19 protein-coding genes, 1 tRNA gene, 1 other RNA gene and 1 pseudogene are annotated in these 24,590 nt (G+C 43.1%); all 22 read left to right on the top strand.

Annotation, left to right across the window (positions count from 1 at the left end; genetic code table 11):
• Positions 1–18 precede the first annotated feature (18 nt).
• Positions 19–2,790 carry an FtsK/SpoIIIE family DNA translocase gene (locus tag Q5873_RS00225; RefSeq protein WP_438364084.1) on the top strand — a complete coding sequence of 924 codons (2,772 nt, stop codon included), beginning with the start codon at positions 19–21 and terminating at the stop codon, positions 2,788–2,790.
• A gap of 11 nt (positions 2,791–2,801) precedes the next feature.
• Positions 2,802–3,251: a helix-turn-helix domain-containing protein gene (locus Q5873_RS00220; RefSeq protein WP_303058833.1), complete on the top strand. Its 450-nt coding sequence runs from the start codon at positions 2,802–2,804 to the stop codon at positions 3,249–3,251.
• Between the two features lie 36 nt (positions 3,252–3,287).
• Complete coding sequence (locus tag Q5873_RS00215) at positions 3,288–5,288, top strand: YgiQ family radical SAM protein (protein WP_303059000.1); 2,001 nt, start codon at positions 3,288–3,290, stop codon at positions 5,286–5,288.
• Positions 5,289–5,311: 23 nt separating this feature from the next.
• Positions 5,312–6,352, top strand: coding sequence for an extracellular solute-binding protein (locus tag Q5873_RS00210; protein ID WP_303058832.1), 1,041 nt, complete (start codon positions 5,312–5,314; stop codon positions 6,350–6,352).
• A 3-nt stretch (positions 6,353–6,355) separates the two neighbouring features.
• Positions 6,356–7,699, top strand: coding sequence for a 30S ribosomal protein S12 methylthiotransferase RimO (gene rimO / locus Q5873_RS00205; RefSeq protein ID WP_205087452.1), 1,344 nt, complete (start codon positions 6,356–6,358; stop codon positions 7,697–7,699).
• A complete protein-coding gene (locus Q5873_RS00200) occupies positions 7,696–8,949 on the top strand; it encodes a competence/damage-inducible protein A (protein ID WP_303058831.1) in 1,254 nt (417 codons plus the stop codon). The genes rimO and Q5873_RS00200 overlap by 4 nt, the downstream gene beginning before the upstream one ends.
• Positions 8,946–9,986, top strand: coding sequence for a recombinase RecA (recA, locus tag Q5873_RS00195; RefSeq protein WP_288301629.1), 1,041 nt, complete (start codon positions 8,946–8,948; stop codon positions 9,984–9,986). Before Q5873_RS00200 ends, recA begins: the two co-directional genes overlap by 4 nt.
• Before the next feature lie 31 nt (positions 9,987–10,017).
• Complete coding sequence (locus Q5873_RS00190; RefSeq protein ID WP_303058830.1) at positions 10,018–10,584, top strand: regulatory protein RecX; 567 nt, start codon at positions 10,018–10,020, stop codon at positions 10,582–10,584.
• A 205-nt stretch (positions 10,585–10,789) separates the two neighbouring features.
• Positions 10,790–12,334 carry a ribonuclease Y gene (gene rny / locus Q5873_RS00185; RefSeq protein ID WP_028254742.1) on the top strand — a complete coding sequence of 515 codons (1,545 nt, stop codon included), beginning with the start codon at positions 10,790–10,792 and terminating at the stop codon, positions 12,332–12,334.
• A 393-nt stretch (positions 12,335–12,727) separates the two neighbouring features.
• Entirely contained in the window at positions 12,728–14,497 is a 1,770-nt protein-coding gene (gene dnaG, locus Q5873_RS00180; protein WP_288301633.1) for a DNA primase, read from the top strand.
• A complete protein-coding gene (gene rpoD, locus Q5873_RS00175; RefSeq protein WP_071838080.1) occupies positions 14,497–15,693 on the top strand; it encodes an RNA polymerase sigma factor RpoD in 1,197 nt (398 codons plus the stop codon). The genes dnaG and rpoD overlap by 1 nt, the downstream gene beginning before the upstream one ends.
• 81 nt (positions 15,694–15,774) lie before the next feature.
• Positions 15,775–15,849: transfer RNA gene (locus tag Q5873_RS00170), tRNA-Ile, on the top strand.
• A 68-nt stretch (positions 15,850–15,917) separates the two neighbouring features.
• Positions 15,918–16,613, top strand: a complete 696-nt coding sequence (locus Q5873_RS00165) for a tRNA (adenine(22)-N(1))-methyltransferase (RefSeq protein WP_303058829.1) — start codon at positions 15,918–15,920, stop codon at positions 16,611–16,613.
• Positions 16,610–17,728: a Nif3-like dinuclear metal center hexameric protein gene (locus tag Q5873_RS00160; RefSeq protein WP_303058828.1), complete on the top strand. Its 1,119-nt coding sequence runs from the start codon at positions 16,610–16,612 to the stop codon at positions 17,726–17,728. The genes Q5873_RS00165 and Q5873_RS00160 overlap by 4 nt, the downstream gene beginning before the upstream one ends.
• 43 nt (positions 17,729–17,771) lie before the next feature.
• Positions 17,772–18,125, top strand: an RNA gene (gene rnpB / locus Q5873_RS00155) — RNase P RNA component class A.
• A gap of 205 nt (positions 18,126–18,330) precedes the next feature.
• Complete coding sequence (trxA, locus tag Q5873_RS00150; RefSeq protein WP_303058827.1) at positions 18,331–18,654, top strand: thioredoxin; 324 nt, start codon at positions 18,331–18,333, stop codon at positions 18,652–18,654.
• Between the two features lie 230 nt (positions 18,655–18,884).
• Positions 18,885–20,042 (top strand): hydrogenase small subunit, encoded by a 1,158-nt coding sequence (locus Q5873_RS00145; protein WP_303058826.1) that lies wholly within the window; start codon positions 18,885–18,887, stop codon positions 20,040–20,042.
• A complete protein-coding gene (locus Q5873_RS00140; RefSeq protein WP_288760591.1) occupies positions 20,042–21,943 on the top strand; it encodes a nickel-dependent hydrogenase large subunit in 1,902 nt (633 codons plus the stop codon). Before Q5873_RS00145 ends, Q5873_RS00140 begins: the two co-directional genes overlap by 1 nt.
• A gap of 15 nt (positions 21,944–21,958) precedes the next feature.
• Positions 21,959–22,669 carry a Ni/Fe-hydrogenase, b-type cytochrome subunit gene (gene cybH, locus Q5873_RS00135; RefSeq protein ID WP_028254734.1) on the top strand — a complete coding sequence of 237 codons (711 nt, stop codon included), beginning with the start codon at positions 21,959–21,961 and terminating at the stop codon, positions 22,667–22,669.
• A pseudogene (locus Q5873_RS00130) lies at positions 22,662–23,147 on the top strand (HyaD/HybD family hydrogenase maturation endopeptidase); the annotation flags it as partial. The gene cybH and the pseudogene Q5873_RS00130, both read left to right, overlap by 8 nt.
• Complete coding sequence (locus Q5873_RS00125) at positions 23,140–23,517, top strand: hydrogenase expression/formation C-terminal domain-containing protein (RefSeq protein WP_205087461.1); 378 nt, start codon at positions 23,140–23,142, stop codon at positions 23,515–23,517. The pseudogene Q5873_RS00130 and the gene Q5873_RS00125, both read left to right, overlap by 8 nt.
• Positions 23,518–23,615: 98 nt before the next feature.
• Entirely contained in the window at positions 23,616–24,560 is a 945-nt protein-coding gene (locus Q5873_RS00120) for a glycosyltransferase family 2 protein (RefSeq protein WP_303058824.1), read from the top strand.
• Positions 24,561–24,590 lie beyond the last annotated feature (30 nt).

The following is a 24,590-nucleotide window of genomic DNA, read 5'->3' as shown; positions in this document are numbered from 1 at the left end:
TAGGAGTGTACTGTATAGATGGCAGAAAGGAAAAAAAGGACAACGGCCGGAAAGGCTAAGACAACTGCAAAGATGGCCGGCGGTAGCACACAACGCAAACGCGTCGTACGTAAAGCAACATCGAATACGGCCACGGCGAAAAAGGTAAAGGCAGCATCCGGAAAAGGTTTTACCCTGCGTAAGGAGATTAAAGGATTATTGGTAATGGTGTTTGCCATTATTATATTGTTAGGCATAATAGGATATCCCATGGGAACCGTAGGTGAGTTTATGTCAAAGGTCTTTATGTATGCCTTTGGTCTTGGCGCTATGATTCCGGTACTCTTTTTTGGGTATATGGGATGGCGCATGTTATATTCGGAAAATGGTTTGAGAATAACACGGCGAGGAGTTCTTTTTTCATCCCTATTCCTTTTGCTTGTTACAATAGTTCCTTTAGTGTCAGTTGATGCTGGCCATGAACTGGATACGGATGTATTGACTACTAAGGGTGGTATTATTGGTGGCGCATTAGCTGCTATGTTGCGGTCTTTGGTAGGTGACGTGGGTAGCCTATTGTTGACAGTTATTCTATTGATAAGCTGCTTACTTCTTATTACACGATTATCTTTACGAAAGGGTCTTCATAAGGCTAAAGAACATACAGAGGTTGGGTTGGATAAGGCTATTGGTATGGCCGGTGAAACGGCACAAGTGATGAAAGAGCGTTTTGAAGAGTGGAATGAGCAACGCAAGTCTCAGCATGCAGTATATAATCAGGTTGAAGATACACGTTTTGGTCGAAGTGCAGCAGCCGAGGCTATTTTAGCCGCCTCGCAAACATCATCGGATGCCAAAGAGAAAGCAGCGCTAGAGCTGGCTCAGGCAGAAGAAGAGCAGCATGAGGCGGATAGTAGTAAGAATAATCTCTATCCCGATGGCAATAGAGAGTTCGATTCTGATAGCGATAGAGAGTTTGATTCCGATAGTGATGGAATAATTAGCTCTGCTGAGATAGAGCGTATGCCTTGGGAGACTGCAATAGTAGAACAAGGGGAAGAGCACACTGCAGAGCATGAGAAATATGACTTACAAGTAAGCGCGGAAGAAGAGACTGTTACGGGTAATGATTGGATAGAAGTTGATCAAAACCGATTAGAAGATATGGAAGACTGCGAAAATAAAATGGACCTCCACGCTGAGAGTCAGACCCAAGCTATGGCAGGTGGGGTGTCGCCAATGCTTCCAGATACATCTGTTCGGAATGCTGTAGAGAATACATCGACGTTAGTACCGACTATGGAAAGTACTGATGCGGATATTGCTGCTGTGGCTGTATCTACGGAAGGGGAACAACGTCTTCGGCGTCCGGAGCGCTTGTATCGTTTTCCTTCTCTGGAAATGTTATCTAAAGGTAAACCCAGTGAAGTATCGGCAGAGGAAATCAACCAGAATGTAACTACGTTGGAATCTACTTTAAAAAGTTTTGGTGTAACGGCTCGTGTTGTTAATGCCACGAAGGGGCCGACGGTAACGCGCTATGAACTGGAGCCGGCACCGGGGACAAAGGTGAGCAAAATTTTAAATCTTACCGATGACTTGAAGCTAAGCCTAGCGGCTACAGATATTCGTATTGAAGCACCTATTCCCGGTAAATCGGCAGTGGGCATCGAAGTGCCGAACCGCACCGTTTCTCCGGTACATTTACGAGATGTATTGGAATCTGATGACTTTAAAAAGGCTAAAGGTGGTATTCCCGTGGGCCTAGGTAAAGACATTGCGGGTAAGGCTATTATAACCAATTTGGCAAAAATGCCGCATTTGTTAGTTGCGGGTTCGACGGGCTCCGGTAAATCGGTTTGCGTGAATACATTGATTGCCAGCATTTTATTCAGTCGCAAGCCGGAAGAAGTAAAGCTAATTTTGGTGGATCCTAAAATGGTAGAGCTGTCGAATTATAACGGTATCCCTCATTTGATGGTGCCGGTTGTGACAGATATGAAGAAAGCAGCCGCTGTATTACGTTGGGCAGTTCGTGAAATGGAGGCACGCTACCGTACGTTGGCTACGGTGGGCTTACGTAATATAGACAGCTATAACGAGCAACACCCTGATACGGCAATGCCATTTATTTTAATTATTATCGATGAAATGGCAGACTTAATGCTTACAGCGCCGGATGTGGAAGAATCGATTAATCGGTTAGCGGCAAAAGCACGAGCTGCAGGGATTCATATGGTGTTGGCTACGCAGCGTCCATCGGTTAATGTAATAACAGGTACAATTAAGGCAAATGTGCCAAGTCGAATTTCTTTTGCAGTAGCGACACAGATTGATTCTCGAACTATCCTTGACATGGCAGGAGCCGAAAAATTATTAGGGAAAGGTGATATGCTTTTCCATCCTATAGGAGCTAATAAACCGATACGAATTCAAGGAGCCTTCATTTCTGATGATGAAGTTGAAAGTCTAGTAAATTTTGTAAAGACACAAGGTGAACCGGAATATGATGAATCTGTAACAGCGGCAGAGGAAGAAGCTGTAGCGACAACGGAAGAAGAAAAAGAGGAAGAGCCGCGCGATGAATACTTGGAACGGGCGGTAGACTTGGTTATGGATTCAGGACAAGCATCGGTTTCCATGTTGCAACGGCGTTTTCGTATAGGATACACGCGAGCGGCACGTTTAGTGGATACGATGGAAGACATGAAAATCATCGGTCCCAATAATGGTAGCAAAGCACGAGATATTCTTATGTCCCGTGAGCAAGTAAAACAGTTATATTTTTCGAATACAAGTAATAACGTATAGGAGGAATTACAGTGGCATCCATCGGAGAAGAATTACAGCGTGAACGCCATCGAAGAGGTCTCACATTACATGATGCGGAAGAGGTACTGCATATTAAAGCTGCCTATTTGGAAGCACTGGAACAAGATAATTATGGAGTTATCCCCGGAGCTGTGTATGTAAAGGGCTTTATTAGTAATTATGCTGAGTTTCTCGGATTGGATAAACAGCGACTGGTCGATGCGTACAAGGCTTCTATTGGTGAAACAATAGGTGTTCCTTTGCGTCGTATGCAACCACGTAAATTAAGAGCACATGAAGATGTCGAGCATAAGCCAGAAATGATAAAGCCTACACCGCAACGCTTGCCATACACAACGCGAAGGGAACGGCGTAAAAAGGTTATGGCACAAGAAAGAATTACAGTGGCAGTTATTGCCGTGCTGGTAATAATCTTTTTATTTTGGCTGTTTATTTTTTAGAACAAAGTACGCCGTAGAAAGGTACATAACAGTATGATGAATGAATTTTTGATTACTACATCGGAAGAAATGAAGCAACGAGGTTGGGAAGAGTTGGATTTTGTTTTGGTTACCGGTGATGCGTATGTGGACCATCCTTCTTTCGCCGGCTCCGTTATTGGACGTTTGCTGGAGCATAAAGGCTACCGTGTTGGTATTATTGCTCAACCGGATTGGCATGATGTTAATGCATTTAAAGTTTTGGGAAGGCCGCGCTTGGCCTCATTGGTGACGGCCGGAAACTTGGACTCGATGTTAAATAAATTTACGGCGGCCAAACGAATTCGACACAATGATGATTATTCGCCGGGGGGCGAAGAAGGGCATCGTCCCGAACGGGCTACATTGGTGTATGCTAATCGTATGCGGGAGGCATTTAAAGGTGTACCGGTAATTATTGGCGGTATCGAAGCTAGTTTACGACGGTTTGCCCACTATGATTATTGGTCGGATACCGTGCGACGTTCTATATTGGTAGACAGTAAGGCAGATGCATTGATTTACGGTATGGGAGAGAAGCAAATCGTGGCATTAGCAGAGGCGCTGGATAAAGGACGATTTGAAGAATCTCTACCTAATATTAAAGGCATTACATATATGGCTAAGCAAATACCTGATGGGGCAGTACAATGTCCTTCCTACGAAGCGGTAATAGCAAGCAAACATACTTTTGCGGAAGCGTTTAAATTACAGTATGATGAGCAGGATCCGTATTATGGTCGTACCGTAGTGCAGGCACATGGTGATCGTTATGTAGTACAAAACAGTCCAGCTATGCCGTTAAGCCAGGTTGAAATGGATGAAATTTATAGTTTACCTTATGCACGCCACTGGCATCCACGTTATGATAAACAAGGGGGAGTACCGGCATTGCATGAAGTACAATTTAGCCTGGTTAGCCAGAGGGGATGCTTTGGTAGTTGCTCCTTTTGTGCTATTACCAGTCATCAAGGACGTATAATACAGAACCGCAGTCATGAATCATTATTGGCAGAAGCTAAACGTATGATTTCTATGGATTCTTTTAAGGGATATATTCATGACGTAGGAGGGCCTACAGCAAATTTTCGACATTTAGCATGTAAGAAGCAAGCCATTTATGGCGCATGCAAGGGAAAAACATGTGCAGCTCCGAAGGTGTGTCCTAATTTAGATACTAGCCATGATGATTATGTAGCACTGCTTCGTAAGCTACGAGCTCTAAAAGGCGTAAAAAAGGTGTTTATCCGATCCGGATTGCGTTATGATTACGTATTAGCGGATGATAATATGGATTTTATTAAGGAGCTATGTCAATATCATGTGAGCGGACAGCTTAAAGTAGCTCCAGAGCATGTCGCTGATAAAGTGACTTCTATTATGGGAAAGGCTGATAAAGCGTGCTTTTTAAAGTTTAAGGAAGCCTTTGAAAAAGCGAATCATCAATTAGGGCTGAAGCAGTATTTGGTCCCTTATTTTATGAGTTCTCATCCGGGATGTACATTGGATGATGCTATTGAATTGGCTGAGTTTTTGCGCGATCAGCATATGACTCCGGAACAAGTACAAGACTTTATTCCTACACCGGGTAGCTTGTCAACGGCAATGTATTATACAGGAATTAATCCTCTCACGGGAGAATTGGTTTATGTTGCAAAAAAAGCAAGAGAAAAGGCCATGCAGAGAGCTTTAATGCAGTATAAAAATCCTGATAACTATAACTTGGTTAAGGAAGCACTCCTAATAGCCGGGCGTCAAGATCTTATTGGATTCGGGGAAAAGTGTTTAATTCCGCCGCGTCCTATTAAGGAGTATCGCCATAGAAATACGAATAAGAGCAGTCATAAACGAATGAAAAAAGCTAGACGAGAAGCTACTGCATTCGATGGTGCGTCTCCAGCATCACAGCGATTGAAAAATCGGGTGGGGAGAGAAAAGAAAAATGACCTACATCATATAGGTATAGGTAAAAAAGAAAACAGACGAAAAAAAGAAGGGTTTTATAAAGGCCGTGTGTAATTAGTGGAAGGGAGAGGAGATGAATGCGAAGATATTGGCTAATTGGCCTGTTAATTATCTTTGTACTCAGCATTCTTGGTATAGGCGCCTATATAGAAAACAGTAGACAACAAGAGAGAACGGCCATACCTATACGTGCGGAGCTTACTATGTACAGTGACCTTCCTAACACATTGACAAAGCTTCTGACACAGCAATATGAGCTTTTGTATCATGTACGTGTGCATGTGCTACCGCTTACGGAGGAACAGATGGCAGTACGTATGACGTTATCGGAAGCCGACCGTACCGGAGATATTGTATTGACATCACGGGATAATCTACATATTGGTGAAAAGTATGGACAGTTTATACCGGTTCTAAGTGAAGGAATTGATGAAATATCTAATCGATTTAAACAGCCGGATGGGCTGTGGGTTGGAACATGGTATGATCCGGTTGTATTTGTACAAAATATTCAGTTTTACAATGGCGAAGGGCGTTATATTAATACATGGCACTCCTTGGCTATGCCCGGTGACTGGACGGTAGTCATGACTGATTTTGTAGCGGCCCGAGGCGCTGCCAATATTTTATATGGATTCATAGAAACGCGCGGTGAAGCAGAAGGTCTACAGTATTTTATGGAGCTAAAACCTCATGTAGTCCAGTATGCTAAGTTCTTAACAACTCCGGTGCGATTAGCTGCATTAGGGGAAACCGACATAGGCATCGGGAATTATTCCGATGCACATCAATATGAAGAGCACAAGTATCCGTTGAAAGTAATTTTTCCATTAGACGGTACGCCATATTATTTAACGGGAACTGCTGTGTTAAAGAGTACAAAAAATAAAGAAGAAAGTGAGCGTTTTATTAAGTGGCTGCTTTCTAAACAGACGGCACAATTCCTTCAGAGTAATGACATGTATTTCGGATTTACTAATCCGGAGGTGACACATTTGACGGATTCGTTAGGTAGTGAGGCAGTGCTGTTAGAAACTAAAGGCGATTATACAGAAGAAGGCAAGAAACGTTTGCTAAATGATTGGATTAGTCAAGTGCGATTTAGAAAGGGTAATTAACAGATGAACAAAAAATTAGGCTATGTGAGTTTAGGCTGTGCTAAAAATTTAGTAGATACCGAGGTGATGCTAGGCGTATTAAAAGATAATGGATATCAAATTGTGGATGATTTATCAGAAGCATCAGTAATCATCGTTAATACGTGTACCTTCATTGAAAAAGCGAAAGAAGAATCCGTCAATACTATATTGGAAATGGCGGAGTACAAAAAGTTTGGCTCCTGCAAGGCATTAGTGGTAGCCGGATGTTTAAGTCAGCAGTACCAAGAAGAATTATTCCGAGAAATTCCTGAAATTGATGCACTTATCGGTACCGGATCCTGGCACCGGATTATGGAGGCCTTGCATGCGGTAGAGGATGGTAATCGAGCATGTATTATGGATTCAATTACCAATATTTATAACGAGCGTATGCCTCGTATGCAAACAACACCGACCTACAGTGCCTATGTAAAAATATCGGAAGGCTGCAATAACGGATGTACCTTTTGTATTATCCCAAAAGTGCGTGGGCGCTATCGTAGCCGTAGTATAGAGTCGATTGTAGAAGAAGTTACTAAATTGGCTGATATGGGCGTGAAGGAAATTAATTTAATTGCTCAAGATACAACGAGTTATGGCGCTGATTTGAATAATGGTACGCCGATGTTGACAGAGTTACTGAAAGAGCTAGTTAAAATAGATGGCATTCAGTGGTATCGTTTGTTATATTTGTATCCCAAATATTTTACCGATGAGTTGCTAGATGTTATTGTTAATGAACCGAAAATCTGTAATTATATTGACTTACCATTGCAACATATCAATGATCGTATATTGAAACGTATGAATCGCAAGGATTCCAGAGCTGATATTGAGCGCTTGTTAACGAATGTTCGTGCGAAAGCAAATCATGTAACATTGCGTACGTCAATTATTGTTGGGTTCCCGGGAGAAACGGATGAAGAATTTAAAGAGCTGTGTGATTTTGTAAAAACAGTGCGTTTTGATAATATGGGCGTTTTCACATATTCTCGTGAAGAGGGAACTCCGGCCGGAGCTATGGAAGATCAGGTACCGGAGGAAGTTAAAGAAGAGCGATACCATACGTTAATGGCTATCCAGGCGGCTATATCAGAAGAGAATAATCGAGATTTAGAAGGAACACACCATCAAGCCATTATCGAAAGTATGGAAGAAAATGAGGATGGTACTTTATTAGCTAAAGGGCGCTTAGAGGTACAAGCTCCTGACGTGGATGGCAATATGTATATTGAAAATGCAGAAGGTTTGTCAGAAGGTGATATTGTGCCTGTTACAGTAGTACAAGGGTTTGCTTACGATGTTATTTGTGAGGTAGAAAAATGATAGTAGAACTAATATCCACGGGCTCCGAGCTGTTATTGGGAGATACGATTAATACCAATGCAGCCTGGTTGGCCCGCGAGTTCAATCGTTTGGGATATTCGGTGACACATCAGACGACAATTGGTGATAACAGTCAACGTATGTGTGACAGTTTTATTGCGGCGGCCGGGCGTGCCGACATTGTAGTTAGTACCGGCGGATTGGGTCCCACACAGGGAGATATAACCAGAGATTCACTGGCTATAGCAGTCGGTAGTGAATTGGTGAAAAATGAAATGGCGCGCTGTGAGGTGGAGGAATTTTTTAAGAAGCGTAAACGTGAAGTTCCTCCGGCCAGTGAGCGAGAAATGATGGCATTGCCAGATAGTACAATTCTCCACAATAGTTGTGGTGTAGCTCCGGGAATTGCTTATTATGATGATGCAACGGAAACAACTTTTATTTTACTACCGGGGCCGCCGGCAGAAATGAAGGCTGTGTATACCGAGGCGGTAGTGCCGTACTTACAGCAGCATTTTGGTAATCAGGGTGTTGTCTTATCGGAGCGTTACGCGGTATATGGCTACCGTGAGTTGGCGCTTGAGAATATGTTTATAGATTTAGTAAAGTCACAGTCTAATCCTACAATTGCGTTTTTAATAAAGAACGGCTATATAGAACTTCGCATAACCGCGCATGGTGAGAGCAAAACTGCAGCAGAGCTGCTATTGGCACCGTGGAAGAAATATATTGAAGGGCGCATTCCCACCGATCGGCGTAGAAGTTTGACTGATAATATTGAAGAAACTGTGGCGAAAGCATTGCTTGTAAGACAGGGAACTGTAGCTACAGCGGAATCTTGTACAGCCGGTTTGGTGGGTAAACGTTTAACAAATTTACCTGGGAGTAGTGCTTACTTTATGGGCGGCATTTTATCGTATAGCAATGATGTGAAAGCGCGGTTATTGGAGGTTCCAGAAGAAATGCTCGTTGAATATGGCGCAGTTAGTGAGCAAGTAGCTAAGGCTATGGCTGAAGGAACCCGACGGAGTGTGGGCACTACCTATGGTATTTCGATAACCGGTATTGCCGGACCCGGAGGAGGTACAGCCGAAAAACCGGTAGGCCTTGTTTGGTTTGGTGTTTCTGGACCAAATGGTACAAGAGCTTTTCGCAATGATTTTATTGGTAACAGAGAAAGTATCAGACAAAGTGCAGCAGAATATGCATTGCATTGTTTACTTGTGTATATGCAAGAAGAAAGGAAATGAGTATGGACGGCAGAGAACAGGCGTTAGATAATGCGTTAAAAAAGATAGAAAAAGATTATGGTAAAGGAGCTATCATGCGCCTTGGCGATGTGGTCGATCGTATGAATATTGAGGTTATTTCCTCAGGGTGTTTGGCTATTGATTTGGCTGTTGGTGTTGGGGGATTTCCTCGTGGACGCGTAATAGAAATATACGGTCCTGAATCGTCCGGTAAAACAACAGTGGCGCTGCATGCTATTGCAGAAGCACAAAAAGCGGGTGGTACAGCGGCATTTATTGATGCGGAACATGCATTGGATCCGGTATATGCCCGTAACTTAGGCGTTGATATTAATAATTTGCTTGTATCGCAGCCTGATTGTGGTGAACAAGCCTTGGAAATTACGGAGTCGTTAGTGCGCAGTGGCGCGGTTGATATGATTGTTGTTGACTCCGTAGCGGCTTTGGTGCCTAAAGCGGAAATTGAGGGCGAAATGGGGGACGCTCATGTAGGCCTTCAGGCTCGGTTAATGAGTAAGGCACTGCGCAAATTGACAGGTATTATTAGCAAATCAAGGGCTGTGGTTATTTTTATCAATCAATTGCGTGAAAAGGTAGGCATCATGTTCGGCAATCCGGAGACGACTACCGGTGGTAGAGCATTAAAGTTCTATTCAACAATTCGTTTGGATGTACGAAAAGGCGAAGTAATTAAGCAGAATAATGAAAATGTAGGTAGCCGTACTAAGGTTAAGGTAGTAAAAAATAAAGTAGCACCTCCATTTAAGACAGCGGAATTTGATTTGATGTATGGCACAGGCGTTTCTTATGAAGGCACGTTAATCGATATTGGTGTGTCTATGGATATAATAAAAAAATCCGGAGCATGGTATTCTTACAATGATGAACGTATGGGACAGGGAAAGGAAGCAGCCAAAGACTACTTACGCGAACATAAAGAGATTGCTAAAGAAATTGATACCATTATCCGAGATACACTAATGGCAGAACCAGAAACATTTGATGTTGTTGGTGAAGAAGCTCACGAAGATGAATAAATCGTACTTCAGTGATAGTGTGTGATAGCTTATGGGATTTAAAAGAAAAACGGTTGATACCTATGAAGCGGCTATGGATCAGGCCATGCGATTTTTAAGTGCTCGATTTTTAAGCTGTATGGAATTGCGCCAAAAATTACGTCAAAAGAAGGTTCCAGGAGAATTAATAGAGCGTGTTGAACAACGATTACTGGAATTAGGTTACTTGGATGATGAGCGACTTTCTAAAGAAGCATTACGTCTATACATGGAAGCTGAAAAATACAGTATTGTCTATATTCGCCAAAAAATGCAGCAACGTGGACTTTCTATCGGTTCTGCGTTTTCTTCATATGATGAAACGGTGGCAGCAAAACGGATTTTACAGCAAAAAGGCCTATGGCCCTTTGAAGATGACTCATACGTGTATATGGATGATGATACTGACATAAACATGGATGGATTATCAGAAGTGTATGATACTGCACAGATTAATACGGCTACTTGCCAAGCGACACAATATAAAATAATGAAGATATTACATAACCGTGGTTTTTCTATGCATACAATTCGAGAGATTGTAGCGATGTATGAAGCAGATACAAGTAGAAATGTATGATGGTGTAAATGGCATGCGACATATGGAATAGAGTATATGCTTCTATATAAAGTGAATAAAGACCGTGTATGTGCCAGACCTTGACATCTCAAGGTGTACAGAATACAATTAAAGTAGCCTTAATAGGCTATAACAATTGATGGTAGATAGACGGCAAACCGGGAGAAGCCGATACATATCGGCTTCTCACTTTTGTATAGAGGAGGTGAGAACGATTTTAGAGTACAGTATTATTGCAGTTGTAATGGTACTCATCGGTCTTGGCGTTGGTTATTTTCTGCGTAAAAATATTGCGGAAGGTAAATTAAATCAAGCAGAGGTGGAGGCATCACGTATCATCGCTGACGGTGAACGTATGGCTGAATCCAAGAAAAAAGAAGCTTTGTTGGAAGCTAAGGAAGAGATTCACAAGCTTCGCGCAGATGTAGAAAAAGAACAGCGTGATCGCCGAGTAGAATTACAACGTATGGAACGCCGTATTCTCCAAAAGGAAGAGCACTTGGATAAGAAACTCGACACCTTGGAGAAAAAGGAAGAAACCTTGCAGCGCAAGGAACATGAAGCTAATGCATATCGTGAAAAGATTCAAGGTCTTTACGATAAGCAGATGGCAGAGCTGGAACGAATTTCCGGTATGACATTTGAAGAAGCAAAAAACATGTTGCTCTCAAACGTAGAGCAGGAAATTAAACATGAAACGGCTGTTATGGTTAAAGAATTGGAACAGCAGGCTAAAGAGGACGCGGAAAAGAATGCCCGCGAAATTATTGCCGGTGCTATCCAACGATGTGCTGCCGATCATGTAGCGGAATCCACGGTTTCTGTAGTGGCACTTCCTAACGATGAAATGAAGGGTCGTATTATCGGCCGTGAGGGGCGTAATATTCGTGCATTAGAAACGCTTACAGGGATTGATTTAATTATTGATGATACACCGGAGGCGGTTATTTTATCGGGCTTTGATCCGATTCGACGCGAAGTGGCACGTATTGCGTTGGAAAAATTAATTGTTGACGGACGTATTCATCCGGCGCGCATTGAAGAGATGGTTGGCAAGGCGCGTAAGGAAGTAGATCAGACGATTAAGGATGCCGGTGAACAGGCAACCTTTGAAGCCGATGTACATGGCTTGCATCCTGAAATTATCCGGATTTTGGGTCGCTTGAAATACCGTACCAGCTACGGTCAAAATGTACTTAAGCACTCCATAGAAGTATCTCACTTAGCCGGGATGATGGCAGCCGAATTAGGTTGCGATGTAGCTTTGGCTAAACGTGGTGGATTACTTCATGACTTGGGAAAAGCCTTGGATCATGACATGGAGGGCTCACATGTACAGATCGGTATAGATGTGGCTAAGAAATACCATGAAAGTGCAGCTGTACAAAATTGTATTGGTGCCCATCATGGTGATGAAGAATTTAAGTCCGTAGAAGCAGTGCTGGTGGCTGCGGCCGATGCTATTTCGGCAGCACGTCCAGGAGCACGTCGCGAAACATTGGAAAATTATTTGAAGCGCTTAACGAAGTTAGAGGAAATTGCCGAGTCCTTTGATGGTGTTGAAAAATGTTTTGCTATTCAGGCGGGCCGTGAAATTCGTGTGATGGTAAAGCCGGATAAGGTTGATGAAGCAGAAGCTACATTACTTGTTCGTAATATCGTTAAACGAATTGAAGCTGAGCTTGAATATCCGGGACAGATTAAAGTAGTTATTATTCGTGAAACCCGTGTTGTGGATTACGCAAAATAATAATCAATGAAGTAAGGACTGCGTTTTCATCGCATAAAAGATGAGGACGCAGTCTTCTTTGCGTTTGGGAGAATAAGCTATGTGAGGTGGAGAAGCTTGTATGATTTTTATGAGTTACGATTTGTATAAGGGAAGGAGATTAGCAGAAACAGATTGTTAATATAGGCAAAAGATAGATACGGCTGCCAAGTAAATGAACGGCATAGAACAGATAAAGAAAAATCATAAAGAAAAAGAAGGATTTCAAGGAAACGTATGGAATTGTAATATATGTCAGTGCTACAAAAGAAACGGATTGGTTAAATTTAAAGGGGAAAGTTGTTGTGAAAAAAAGGAGAATCTGTATTTTTTGTAGAACTAATATAATGTGAGTTATAGATAGGATGTGAGGAAATGAGCAGACATTTTGACAATGACTTAATAGAGCGTATTAAGGAAGCGAATGATATAGTGGCGGTCATTTCTGAGCATGTGGCATTGAAGAAGAAGGGAAAAAACTACTGGGGCTGTTGCCCGTTTCATAATGAGAAGACGCCCTCCTTCAGTGTGACTCCGGAAAAGGGCTTTTTTTATTGCTTTGGATGTCACGCTTCCGGAAATGCTATAAACTTTCTAATGCGATACGAAAATCTCACCTTTCCAGAGGCTCTAGAACGGCTGGCAGCAAGGGCCAATATTCCCTTGCCAACGGCGGAACTGAGTGCTGAAGAAAGAAAGCGCAATGCGCATCGGCAAGAGTTATATGAAGTAAATCAATTAGCAACTACATTCTTTCATAATTGTTTGACAAAAACAGAAATGGGAAAGACTGGTCTTGCGTATCTACGAAACCGTGGGTTATCAGATGAGACTATTGCACGGTTTCAGTTAGGCTTTGCTCCGGATAGTTGGGATCGGTTGTATCGTGCTTTTACGGAACGCGGAATTTCCCCAGGTCTTCTGGTAGAGACGGGGCTTTGTAGGCAAGGGAATAATGGCCGTGTATATGACTATTTCCGAAATCGCGTCATGTTTCCTATTTGTGATGGCAAAGGAAGAGTAGTCGGCTTTGGTGGACGGGTGCTCGATGACAGTACGCCTAAATATTTAAACTCACCGGAAAATGTTATTTTCAATAAAGGGCATTTATTATTTGCCTTTGATAAAGCATATCGTGCTATCCGTGAAAAACGACAGGCTATTTTAGTTGAAGGTTACATGGATGTTATCAGTGCTCATAATCGTGGTGTTACTAATGTGGTGGCTTCGCTGGGAACAGCGTATACTAAAGACCACGGGAGACTACTGTTGAGGCAGGCGGATGAGGTTGTGCTGGCCTATGATATGGATGGTGCCGGACAAAAAGCGGCACGGCGAGCTATTGAATTATTGCAAAATACAGAGTTTAAAGTACGTGTTGTGGCCATGCCGGATGGCAAAGATCCAGATGACTATGTGCGCAATCATGGACCGGAAGCCTTCTTAGCATTGGTTGATAAGGCGGTAAAGCCTTTCGAGTTTTTACTAAATGATGCGCTGATACGTTATGATAGTACAGATATACAGGGAAAGCAGGCTGTATTAGAAGAGGTATTCCCTTTTATTGCGGCAACCAGTAACCAAGTGCAGAGAGAGGGTTATTTACGTGCTTTGGCTTTGCCCTTATGGATGGATACATCTAGTGTATTTCGTCATTTTAGACAATTTTTGGCGAAAGGGAATGTAACATTAGAAAAAGAAGCAGCTCCTAATGTAACTGTGGAAGCGTCATCGTCGGAAGAGGATGCGCTAATGGCAATGACAGTCGGAAGTAAGGCGGCTTATGAACGAGTGATGGCGTATTTACCGAAAGAGGATATTACGATGTCGGTTCATAGGTCTATGCTGGATAAAATGGCAATGCTAAGTGCTTCGGGAGAAGCCTGGACATTCACCGCATTGGAGTCTGTATTTGATGAAGAGGAGACAAATGAATTGTCTCGGTTGATGGTAATCGGTGATGATGCCTATGAGGAAAGTAAGCTTGATGTATATATACGAGCGGTTCGCATTCGTTCATTGCGTGAGCAGTACAAGGCACATAGTGTACTGGCGGACCAACTGAGTAGAGCTGGCGATTCAAAGTTTGTGGAAGAGTTAAGACGGTGTCAGGAGATACAAGCATTAATTAATGAGTGGTCGTAATGATACGAAAGGAAAGGAAGAGCGCTGTGGCTAAGAGTGTATCTAAGAAAACAAAATCCCGATTAGAGGAAATAATAGAGCAATTGTTGGCTAAAGGTAGAAAAAATGGGTCGTTGACGAGTAAGGAAATTACAGATGCTCTTCATGAAGAAGTAGAACTAACAGCAGAGCAGCTGGATGATATGTATGAAATTTTGCAAAAAAGTAATATAGATGTAATTACCGATGACGACACAGTAAACTCGCAAGATGATATTATTGACGAAGATGATGAAAGCGATGATGTACGTGAAGCCAAGGAAGTAAGTCTTGATTTGAGCATTCCGGAAGGCGTTAATATTGACGATCCCGTACGCATGTATTTAAAGGAAATCGGACGAGTACCACTGTTGTCGGCAGATGAAGAAATTCTCTTGGCTCAGCAAATTGAAGCCGGTGCCAAGGAGGACGCTTCTTATAAAGAAATGAAAGCCGGAGAAAAAGCTAAACAGAAGTTGATCGATGCAAACTTACGATTGGTCGTTAGTATTGCCAAGCGCTATGTCGGTCGTGGTATGCTATTTCTTGATTTGATTCAAGAAGGAAACTTAGGCTTGATTAAAGCCGTTGATAAGTTTGATTACACCAAAGGGTATAAATTTTCTACCTATGCTACGTGGTGGATTCGTCAAGCGATTACCCGTGCCATTGCAGATCAGGCACGTACGATTCGCATTCCGGTTCACATGGTAGAAACGATTAATAAGTTGATTCGTATTTCTCGTCAATTATTACAGGATAAAGGCAGAGAACCTCTACCGGAAGAAATTGCCGAAGGTATGGGAATCAGTGTAGAACGCGTTCGTGAAATACAGAAGATTGCGCAGGAACCAGTATCGTTAGAAACGCCGATTGGGGAAGAAGAAGATTCGCATTTAGGTGATTTTATCGAAGACCAAGATGCAATTGCGCCGGATGATGCGGCCAGTTATATTTTGTTGCGCGAGCAGATTCAAGAAGTATTTACTTGTTTGACGGAAAGAGAGCAGCAGGTGTTGATTCTTCGCTTTGGACTAAAAGATGGTAAGCCACGTACATTGGAAGAAGTAGGACAGCATTTTAATGTTACACGTGAACGAATTCGTCAGATCGAAGGCAAAGCACTGACAAAACTGCGTAACCGAGGGAAACGTGACAAAATTAAAGACTTCTTATAATGTGTAGGTTGCTTATGCTTGACGAAAGTCCCATCTATTGGCTATAATATACGGGTACGAAATACGTAAGTATTTCCCTATGGGCCTATAGCTCAGGGGTAGAGCAACCGGCTCATAACCGGTCGGTCCCTGGTTCGATCCCAGGTGGGCCCACCAAGCATACACTTACGAACCTCCTGAAGCGGATACAGCTTCAGGAGGTTTTTTTATACGAGGAGGAAGTCATGAAATTGACAAAACGGTTGGAAACGGCATTGGCTATCACTCCGATGAGTAGAACAATAGCTGATGTAGGTACTGACCATGGATATTTAGCAGTAGCGTTAGTGGAAATGGAAAAAGCACATCGCGTAATTGCTATTGATGTAAATGAAGGACCATTGCAATCGGCGCAGGCCTATGTGGAGGAAGAAAATATGACGATGCGCGTCGAATGTCGCTTAGGAAATGGATTAACCGTTACAGAGAAAGGGGAAATAGACGGAGCCATCATGTGTGGCATGGGAGGTTTTTTGATGAAGGATATTATCGAAAGTGGACCGGAGTTATTGCCGTATTATGTATTGCAGCCACAGAACGGGCGTAGAGAGCTTCGACAATGGTTGGCTAAGGCAGGCTATGGTATTACTGACGAGCGATTAGTATATGAAGGACGACACTTTTATGATGTGTGGCTTGTAGAAAAAAATCAATTTGCATCATCGTATTATGCAGAAGTGCCTTTGGCATCGGTACAGTGGGAAGTCGGTGGCTTGGCAGGAGCTTTGGGTGATCCGCTGTGGAAAGCATATGTATCGTATTTAATTACTAGACGACAGCGCGTTCTTCGCGCGTTAAGAAGCGGAGCAGAAAGTGCTGAAAGTGCACAAAAGATGGTGGTTGTTGCTGGCGAGCTGGAAGAATTGGAGGAGATGTTATGAATACTGATGTACGTGTAAAAGATATACAATGCGCTGTTGAGGCGTTAGCTCCGTTACATTTAGCCGAATCCTGGGATAATCCGGGATTACAGATCGGTGATTGTGAAGAGAAGGTTACCGGAATTTTGACAACATTGGATGTAACACCGGAGGCGGTACAGGCTGCTATTAAAGCAAAGGCAAACATGATTGTCAGTCATCATCCATTATTTTTTAAAGGCTTGAAACACATTGATTACAGTACAACAAAGGGGCGAATGATTGCTGATCTTATTATGCATGGCATAGCTGTGTACAGTGCGCATACAAATCTTGATGTGGCACGAGGTGGATTAAATGATTTAGCCGCGGCTAAAATCGGTTTGATGGATGTAAAGGGATTGTCGAAGACAGGACAAGACATGATGTATAAAATTGTTTGCTTTGTACCGACAACGCATGTAGAAGAGGTTCGCCTAGCTATGGGGGATGCCGGTGCCGGTTACATCGGAGGCTATAGCCATTGTACATTTAGTGCTAACGGTGTGGGAACCTTCAAGCCTCATGCAGGAACGAGCCCATTTATCGGTCGTATTAATGAAATGACAGCTGTTGAGGAAGTTCGTTTGGAAACGATTGCCCCTCAGAATTGTTTGCAGGAGATAATTGCTGCTATGAAAGTGGCGCATCCGTATGAAGAAGTTGCTTACGATGTATACGAATTGGTTGAACCGACTACCGTGCATAGTATTGGACGCATAGGAACACTGGCGGATACCTTAGCATGGAATGATTTTGCATCTTTGGTAAAAATTGCTTTTGCCCGCAGTCAACCGCGTTTTGGTGGAGCAAGAAAAGAAACTGTCAGTCGTGTTGCTCTCTGTACGGGCAGCGGTGCAGAGTTTATCGGAGCAGCGGCATCGGCAGGCGCTGACGTTTATATAACAGGAGATGTAAAATATCACGATATGCAGTTGGCTAAGGAAATGGGAATCACCGTAGTAGATGCAGGTCACTTTGGCACCGAAGAAGGTGCTGCTGCATTGTTGGCGGCACAAATTAACCTTAATTTGGCAGAAGCGGAGAAATCTGTACCAGTAACAGTCTTTAACGGACAAGAAGACTTTTTCTTTTAAATATAATTGACCAGTCTATCCATGTATGGTAGACTTAGGAACAGCAAGTATGAAAGGCGATTGCGAGTCGAGTCTTTGGCTCGAGGAAAGTCCGAGCTCCATAGGGCAGGATGCCGGATAACGTCCGGCGTGGGTGACCATAGGGAATAGTGCCACAGAAAAGTAAACCGCCGCGTATGCGGTAAGGGTGGAACGGTGTCGGTAAGAGCGCACCAGCGATGCAGTAATGTATCGGCTCGGTAAACCCCATCCGGAGCAAGGCCGAATAGGAAAGGGTTAAGGGTGGCCCGCCTACCTTTCGGGTTGTGCCGCTTGAACATATAGGTAACTATATGTCTAGAAAGATAATCGCCACTGCTTTGCAGAACAGAACTCGGCTTATTGATTGCTTGCTCAAAACCGCTCCTCGGAGCGGTTTTGTTTTATATGTGCGTAAAATTTTTTGGTAAAGCAATATTTTTAAGTTTATCAATAAAAATTGATAAAAATCAGACGTTAAAAATGGTATACTTATGATGGATAAAAGTTTTATCCAAGAATTATGAAGTTGATAATAAAGTTATATGTAGTATTAGGTATGTAGGTACCATGGGAGGATAATTATGGCATTGGAAGTTGTTCATACGGCAGAGGCCTTTAATGAATGTCTCAACGTAGATGATCGTCTTGTGTTAGTCGATTTCGAGGCCACATGGTGTGCACCGTGCAAGTTGATGGCCCCGGAAATTGAAAAGTTAGCAGAGAGCATGGAAAATGAGTTGAACGTGGTCAAAGTAGATGTAGATGAATTGAAGGAGTTAGCCCTTAAACATGAAGTACAAGGGGTACCAACTATGATTGCGTTCCGTAAGGGGAAAGAAGTTGATCGCATCGTTGGCTATAAACCGGCAGATACGGTTGTATCCATTATTAACTCCATTAAGTAGACAACGACTAAGTAGATAACAATACTGTTGTTGATACGAGTTGCAAGTTACTGCTTAATAAAATTAATATAATCCAAAGAGAATTATAGTGGTTTTTACGGAGTATTTTTCTATACTGTGGTTAACTACTCTGTGGAAATATAGCATCGGACCCTTTATAGACGCTGCGGTGGGTATAAAGGCTTCGAGCCGGCAAACGTGTTGTTGAGTGACAAAGAGGAGGTCTACCTGTGAAAGAAAAGACCAATAGCCTTTGGAATTTATTCCGGGAAAGAAAATTAAGTCGTCGTACATTTATGAAATCGTGTGTAGCATTAACCGCGATTTTGGGTATGCCGCCAACCTTCTTGAATCGTGTAGTAGAAGCGGCAGAAGCTAAAGAGTTGCCGACGGTAATTTGGTTGCACGGTCATGAATGTACAGGCTGTGATGAATCTTTTATTCGATCCACTTCGCCTTTTGCATCGGATGTTATTTTAAACATGATTGCTTTAGAATACACTGATACATTGGCAGCTGCTGCGGGTGAGCCGTTCGAACATCATTTGCATGATATTCTTAAGACAAAACGGGGTAAATATGTATTGGCCGTAGAAGGTGGTGTACCTTTGGATGACAATGGTACTTATTGTATGGTAGCAGGTCGTCCGTTTGTGGATGTTCTTAAAGAATGTGCCGAAGGAGCTGCTTTTATTATCGAGTACGGATCTTGTGCAGCGTGGGGAGGTATACAGGCGGCAAAGCCTAATCCGACCAATACTGTTTCTGTATCTTCGGTGGTGTCCGGTAAGAAAATAATTAAGGTACCGGGCTGTCCTCCGATTCCGGAAGTTATGACCGGTGTTATTATGCATTACGCATTGTTTGGTGAAATTCCGCCGCTTGATGTAGAAGGTCGGCCAAAACAATTTTATGGTAATCGTATTCATGATACATGCTATCGTCGTCCGTTCTTTGACTCTGGGTTGTTTGTAGAACGCTTTGACGATGAAGGCGCTAAGGCAGGTTGGTGCTTGTACAAGATGGGATGCCGCGGTCCTATAACATATAACTCTTGCGGTAACCTACGATGGTGGAATGGCTTGTCGTATCCGATTCAGTCCGGTCATGGTTGCATCGGTTGTAGCGAACGCGGCTTCTGGGATAACGACAATTTCTATCAACGCTTACCTCAGGTACACACGGCTAATACGATTACGAATGCCGATACACTGGGAACAATTGCTGGTTTCACCGCTTTTGGCGCCGTGGTAGCTCACGGTGGTATAACGTTGGCTAAACATAAATATGACAGCATTCAGGAAGAAAAGAAATTAGAAGCTGAAATGGCGGCTAAGAAAGAGGCACAGAAGTCTGCGCTGACGGATGACGAAGGAGGTAATCAGTAATGAAACGTGTAGTCGTTGACCCCGTAACGCGTATTGAAGGTCATTTGCGCGTAGAAGTATCTGTAGATGAGGCTACCGGCCAGGTGCAAGATGCCTTGTCCAGCGGCACGGCTTGGCGTGGTATCGAGCTGGTTGCCAAGGACCGTGATCCTCGTGATGTATGGGCATTTGTACAGCGTATTTGCGGTGTATGTACATCGACTCACGCATTAGCATCATTGCGTTCTGTAGAAGATGCATTGGGAATTCAGATTCCTAAAAATGCTAACTATATTCGCAATATTATGCATAGCTGTTTGGATGTGCACGACCATATCGTTCACTTTTACCATTTGCATGCGTTAGATTGGGTAAGTCCTTTGGAAGCATTGCAGGCAGATCCGGCAAAGACGGCAGCTTTACAGGAAACTGTTTTAAAAACCTACAACATCAGCGGTTTGGAACCGGCCGATGTACAATCTAAAACATCGGCATATCCTAAGGAATTCCCTAAGGGAAATGCTACGTACTATGCAGCTGTACAGGCAAAGATTAAGAAGATTGTTGATAGTGGTCAACTTGGGATTTTTGCAGCGCAGTGGTGGGATCACCCGGATTATAAATTGTTGCCTCCGGAAGTACATCTTATGGGTGTAGCTCATTACTTAGCTGTGTTGGATCGCCAGCGTGATATTGTAACCCCGCATGTTGTTTTCGGCGGTAAAAATCCGCATCCGCACTATATCGTAGGTGGTATGCCGTGTTCTATCTCTATGGATGATATGAACGCACCTATCAACACGGCTCGCTTGGCCGTAGTAGATGAATCCATTTCTATGGCACATGATTTAGTAGATTATTACTATTTGCCGGACGTATTGGCCATCGGTCACATGTATGTAAAAGCCGGCATGGTAGATGGCGGTGGTTTGTCTAAAAAACGCGTATTGGCGTATGGCGGTTATCCTGACGAACCATATAGCGGCATCAGCAATGGCGATTATTTCAAAAAGGCTATGGTACGTGCTAACGGCGTTGTTGAAAACTTTGAACAAGGCGTGGACAAAGCTGTCTTTACCAATTTGGAGGGTAAAGACTTGATGGATCCGCAATTCCTGACGGAAGAAGTAGAACACTCGTGGTACAACTATCCTGACGGTACTAAGTCATTACATCCGTCGGAAGGAATTACAAAGCCAAACTATACCGGTCCTAAGACGGGGACTAAAGAACATTGGGAATTTTTGGATGAAACCAAAAAGTATTCCTGGATTAAATCGCCAACTTTTCAGGGCAAGGCTTGCGAAGTAGGCCCGTTGGCTAAATATATCGTAGTGTATACCAAGGTAAAACAAGGTATCATCAAAAATCCGACATGGGCAGAAGCGTTGATGGTAAAACAGGTTGATACGGTGTCTTCCGTACTCGGCGTACCGGCTCATGTGTGGATGTGCAGTACTGTAGGTCGTACCGCATGCCGTGCATTGGATGCACAAGTAGCAGCTTCGCTGAGTCAGTATTTCTTTGACAAGCTTGTAAGTAATATTAAAGGCGGCGATACAGTAGTAGCTAATACGGAAAAATTCGATCCGAATACATGGCCGAAGGAAGCTAAAGGTGTTGGCGTATTAGATGCCCCGCGTGGTGGTCTTGGTCATTGGTGTGTTATCAAAGACGGTAAGATTGATAACTATCAGTGTATTGTGCCGACAACTTGGAATGCATGTCCAAAGACTATAGCAAACGAACACGGTGCCTATGAATCTAACATGATTGATACGAAGGTGAAAATTGCGGATAAGCCGTTGGAAATTTTAAAGGGAATTCACTCCTTCGACCCATGCCTAGCTTGTTCGACACATCTCTATAACAAAAAAGGTGAGGAAATCGTTTCTGTGAATACGGATGCCTTGTGCAAATAACGAGGAGGGATGTATATGCTGCAACGACAGAAAAAGCCTTACCGTGTGTTTAGCCTATGGCTCAGAATTTTCCATTGGACTATGGTACTTAGTGTAACGGCTCTATTTTGGAGCGGGTTATATATTGGTGACCCGGGATTTATTAACTTTACAGGACGGGAACCGGCAGAGGCAATTAATAGCTGGTTTTCTATGGAAATGATACGCCGTATTCATTTTACAGCGGCATTTATCTTGATTTTTTCCTTTGTGTTCCGTATCTACGGAGCTATTCGCTATCGTGGAGACCGCTTGTTGCCTCGTTTCAACAAACGTCGGTATTGGCGTGGCTTATGGCAGACTACAACACATTACTTGATGCTGCCGCAACAACGTGAACACCGGGTGCTCCGCAATTCATTGGCACGTACCAGTTATTTCATTATCTATATTTTATTCGTGTTGGAAATTGCAACAGGTCTGGCCATGTACTCGCAGATTCGACCGGACAGTTGGTTGGCTTTAATTTTCAATCCTTTGAACATGCTGTTTACGGAATATGAAATCCACATTATCCATCACTATATTGCGTGGGCTTTCTTACTCTTTACCGTTATGCACGTGTACTTGGCATTCCGAGAAGATGTTATGGAAGAGTCCGGCGAAGTATCCAGTATGGTATCGGGCATGAAGTTTTACCCGGATGATCCGGAGGATATAGAGGATTTGTATGGCGACAGAAAATAGTATTACTCTCTTGGGGGTAGGCAACATACTTCTTAGTGATGAAGGCGTTGGAGTGCACGTAGTAAATGAAATGCGCCAAGACTATACGTTTACGCCGGAAATTAATATTGTTGACGGCGGCACGATGGGAATGGAGCTCCTTAGCTATATGCGCGGTATGAAAAAATTATTGCTGGTAGATGCGGTGCAAGGTGGCGAGGCCCCGGGAACGGTGTATGAGTTTTTACACCAAGAAACAGAAACATACTTTACGGAGCACATTTCCGTACATGAAGTTGGTATGCAGGATATCTTGCGGATTCGCGCTCTCCAGGAAGATCCGCTGGATGATGCGGTGGTTATCGGGGTAGAGCCGATGAGTCTCGATATTGGATTGGAACCGACACCGCTTGTTCAGCAGGCTATACCGGATATGAAACAGCGGATTATAGCCGTGCTGACGGACTGGGGAGTGGAGGTGAAGAAAAAAGATGATTGAGAATTACAGTAATGTAGCAACTATTTTGGGAGAGCTCAAATTAGCATTAAAAACATTACGTGAATCCGGTGAAACATATACTCTTTATATTGAAAATACGGGATTGACACAGGAAGAACAAGTAGAAGTATTGGAAACATTAGGTCGTGGTCATATAACGATTACCTTTTCCGAAACGGATCAACCGGTGGAATGGTATGAAACGCGATTTTCCGGTATTTGGGTAGGCACGTTCCGCAACGGACGTGACGAAGCCATCGTTTATACGGTTGAGGTGGCGCGGTATCCATCGCTGTGCGGTGCCTATGAAGAAGATATGGAAGAAGCTGAAAACGAACTGCAAGAGTGGATAGAAGCAGCCACACTGTAATAGCAAATCGTCTCCCGTAAGGGGGACGATTTTTTTAACTGGTAATTTTCCTCTTAGTATTGTAAAATAGAGTATCGGATAGACGATGGAGGAATGACATGCTTTTATCGATAGTAGTTCCTGTATATAATGAAGAGGATAATATAAAGAAGTTTTACTCATCTGTTAAGGACGTATTGGCAACTTTGCCGTATGAACATGAAATTATTTTTGTGGATGATGGGTCTTCTGATAACTCGGCTGTTATGTTACACCATATTGCTGAAGAAGATGCTTCGGTGCGCGTGTATTTGTTAGCACGTAATTTTGGACATCAATTAGCATTAACCTGTGGCCTTGATCATGCCAAAGGGGATGCAATTATAACTATGGACTGTGATATGCAGCATCCACCGGCACTGATTCCCGAACTGGTACGGCATTGGGAAGAAGGCTACGATGTGGTACGTACTATACGAGATTCTACGGAAGATGCCAGTTGGGCGAAGGCATTTACGTCTAAATACTACTATAAACTAATGAATTTGATGGCGAATGTGCCTATTGTAGAGGGTGGCTCTGATTTTAGACTAATGAATCGCAGAGCGTTAGCCACTCTTCTTAAATTCCGTGAACATGGGCGATTTCTACGTGGTATAGTCGGCGATTTAGGATTTAAACAGGCAGAGGTACATTTTGTAGCACCGCCTCGATTTGCGGGGAAGTCTAAGTTCAGTGTACGGAAGATGCTTCATTTTGCATTGGACGGAATAGCGGCTTTTTCGAATGTGCCGTTGCGCATGTCGTTTTATATCGGCTTATTGTGCGGGCTCTTGAGTCTGCTTATGATTTTACATATTTTATTTGTTCATTTCTTTACGGACGACGCAGTCAGTGGCTGGGCTACGCTGGGAGTAGCAATTTTCTTCCTCGGTGGTGTACAGCTTATATGCATTGGCATTATCGGTGAATATGTAGGACGTGTGTTTGAAGAAGTTAAGCATCGCCCGTTATATTGGGTGAAAGATAGTTTTCACTTTGATGCGGATGATGAGAAAAAGTAGAGTATAGTTTGTAAAAATAGCGAGGACCAT

The organism is Veillonella magna, assembly GCF_959600285.1.
Taxonomy (GTDB): Bacteria; Bacillota; Negativicutes; order Veillonellales; family Veillonellaceae; genus Veillonella_A; species Veillonella_A magna.
The sequence above is the reverse complement of the archived record's forward strand: the minus strand, read 5'-3'. Positions and strand labels throughout refer to the sequence as shown.

Excerpts from the sequence above, each read along its gene's own strand:
- Q5873_RS00225 (WP_438364084.1), top strand. The coding sequence starts at position 19 with ATGGCAGAAAGGAAAAAAAGGACAACGGCCGGAAAGGCTAAGACAACT.
- Q5873_RS00215 (WP_303059000.1), top strand. The coding sequence starts at position 3,288 with ATGAATGAATTTTTGATTACTACATCGGAAGAAATGAAGCAACGAGGT.
- Q5873_RS00210 (WP_303058832.1), top strand. The coding sequence starts at position 5,312 with ATGCGAAGATATTGGCTAATTGGCCTGTTAATTATCTTTGTACTCAGC.
- rimO (WP_205087452.1), top strand. The coding sequence starts at position 6,356 with ATGAACAAAAAATTAGGCTATGTGAGTTTAGGCTGTGCTAAAAATTTA.
- Q5873_RS00200 (WP_303058831.1), top strand. The coding sequence starts at position 7,696 with ATGATAGTAGAACTAATATCCACGGGCTCCGAGCTGTTATTGGGAGAT.
- recA (WP_288301629.1), top strand. The coding sequence starts at position 8,946 with ATGAGTATGGACGGCAGAGAACAGGCGTTAGATAATGCGTTAAAAAAG.
- Q5873_RS00190 (WP_303058830.1), top strand. The coding sequence starts at position 10,018 with ATGGGATTTAAAAGAAAAACGGTTGATACCTATGAAGCGGCTATGGAT.
- dnaG (WP_288301633.1), top strand. The coding sequence starts at position 12,728 with ATGAGCAGACATTTTGACAATGACTTAATAGAGCGTATTAAGGAAGCG.
- rpoD (WP_071838080.1), top strand. The coding sequence starts at position 14,497 with ATGATACGAAAGGAAAGGAAGAGCGCTGTGGCTAAGAGTGTATCTAAG.
- Q5873_RS00165 (WP_303058829.1), top strand. The coding sequence starts at position 15,918 with ATGAAATTGACAAAACGGTTGGAAACGGCATTGGCTATCACTCCGATG.
- Q5873_RS00160 (WP_303058828.1), top strand. The coding sequence starts at position 16,610 with ATGAATACTGATGTACGTGTAAAAGATATACAATGCGCTGTTGAGGCG.
- trxA (WP_303058827.1), top strand. The coding sequence starts at position 18,331 with ATGGCATTGGAAGTTGTTCATACGGCAGAGGCCTTTAATGAATGTCTC.
- Q5873_RS00140 (WP_288760591.1), top strand. The coding sequence starts at position 20,042 with ATGAAACGTGTAGTCGTTGACCCCGTAACGCGTATTGAAGGTCATTTG.
- cybH (WP_028254734.1), top strand. The coding sequence starts at position 21,959 with ATGCTGCAACGACAGAAAAAGCCTTACCGTGTGTTTAGCCTATGGCTC.
- Q5873_RS00125 (WP_205087461.1), top strand. The coding sequence starts at position 23,140 with ATGATTGAGAATTACAGTAATGTAGCAACTATTTTGGGAGAGCTCAAA.
- Q5873_RS00120 (WP_303058824.1), top strand. The coding sequence starts at position 23,616 with ATGCTTTTATCGATAGTAGTTCCTGTATATAATGAAGAGGATAATATA.